This window comes from Pseudomonas sp. NFACC24-1 (assembly GCF_900115235.1).
Lineage (GTDB): Bacteria > Pseudomonadota > Gammaproteobacteria > Pseudomonadales > Pseudomonadaceae > Aquipseudomonas > Aquipseudomonas fluorescens_AA.
The window spans coordinates 1-1,454 of sequence record NZ_FOVS01000089.1; the positions used below are offsets into that span (position 1 = coordinate 1).

Below are 1,454 nucleotides of genomic sequence, written 5' to 3' on the forward strand. Positions count from 1 at the left end.
CTCCGGCATTACTCCGTGGGCCGCCGCGAAGGGCCATCCATGGCCCAGCGCGGCTACCTCGGCATCCATGCCGAGGTGCCCACTGCGCAATACCTGCGTTCGGCCAGCGTGGTCAACGGGGCCCCCAGATCAAAAGCCCGCCGAGGCGGCCTTATAGCCGGCCTGGCTCTTGCGGGGGTGTACACCCATCAGACTTGTTTGAGCTGGACCTGTGGGAGCAAAGCTTGCTCGCGAGGCGACCTGATAGCCGACCAGGTGCTCACGGTCGTGCTCCGATCCAATTTGTGGGAGCGGGCTTGCTCGCGAAGGCGGCGGTACATTCGGCATTGATGCAAGCAGACCCACCGCTATCGCGAGCCAGCTCGGCTCCCACCGGGACCGGCGGTGGGCACTGATCTTATAAACGACCAAAAACCTGTGTGGGAGCGAGCTTGCTCGCGATGGCGGTCTGACAGCCGACCAAGCTTTGTGGGAATGGTCGGACACACTTCCTGATTCAAGCAGATTTTTCCGACGAGTTCTGGCGGTTGCCGGGTGGGAAGGGCTGTCGCTAACCTTTTTCCGCCGCTGCAAATTCAGCGGCCGGGCCTGGAAACCCGATGAGTAAAAGGCATATCAGCGAGTCCCGTGAGATACTGCGGCGCTTTGAGCGTTCAGTTCTGCGTTATGGCGGCTGTGCGCGGGAGACTTTCGAGTCTACCGGGTTTGCCTTTTACCTCGGTTTTCCAGCCCGTGCATAGCTGCCACCCTCTCGCCTGGAAACGGGAGATGGCGGTTCCACTACGTAAAAGGAACTACATCATGTTCAAAGCCACACCCAATCCCCCCGAAACCGCTTCCTCATCAGCCCACGCCGGGCTCGATCCCCAAAAACTTGATGAAGCCGCCAAACGCGCCATCGACCATTATCTCGACCCCAAGCCTCAAGCCAAAAAGAAACAACCCTCAAGCCAGCTGTTCTCTGTCGCGGAAAGCGCAGACACCGAAACTCTCCTAGCCAACCTCAGCGAAACCCTGGCTTCCGCCAGCGCCATGCTTGGCGATCTAACCTTCGACTTGGAAGGCTCGCGTCGGCATTTCGCCCTGGGGATCCAGCAGATGATCGAGCTCAGTGAGTTGTTGGCGAATCGGGCGTTGGATATCGTCGATCCACGCTAGAGCGATCGTTCCCACGCTCCGCGTGGGAATGCATCCAGTGACGCTCTGCGTCACCCAGCGGAACGCGGAGCGTCCCTGGCGGCGTTCCCACGCAGGAGCGTGGGAACGATCAGACACAACCCTGACCACGCCGTGCGCAAAAGCGAGCAAGCTCCCACTGGAGAAACGCGATCACCCTGAATCAGGCCGGCTATCAGGCCGCCTCGCGGAGGACGTTGATCTCGGCGCCCCGTTAACCACGCTGGCCGAACGCAGGCATTGTGGAGTGGGCATCCCGGCATGGATGCCGGGATAGC

1 protein-coding gene and 1 pseudogene are annotated in these 1,454 nt (G+C 60.8%); both read left to right on the forward strand.

All coding sequences use genetic code 11. The annotated features are described in order from the left end of the window. Positions 1-39: 39 nt before the first annotated feature. Positions 40-126 (forward strand): annotated as a pseudogene (locus BM317_RS31410) (nucleoid-structuring protein H-NS); the annotation flags it as partial. Between the two features lie 675 nt (positions 127-801). Beyond that, positions 802-1,158 (forward strand): DUF6124 family protein, encoded by a 357-nt coding sequence (locus BM317_RS29650; RefSeq protein ID WP_092477222.1) that lies wholly within the window; start codon positions 802-804, stop codon positions 1,156-1,158. Positions 1,159-1,454: the final 296 nt, after the last annotated feature.

What these genes read in the sequence shown, in the direction of transcription:
- BM317_RS29650 (WP_092477222.1), top strand. Translation starts at nt 802, where the DNA reads ATGTTCAAAGCCACACCCAATCCCCCCGAAACCGCTTCCTCATCAGCC.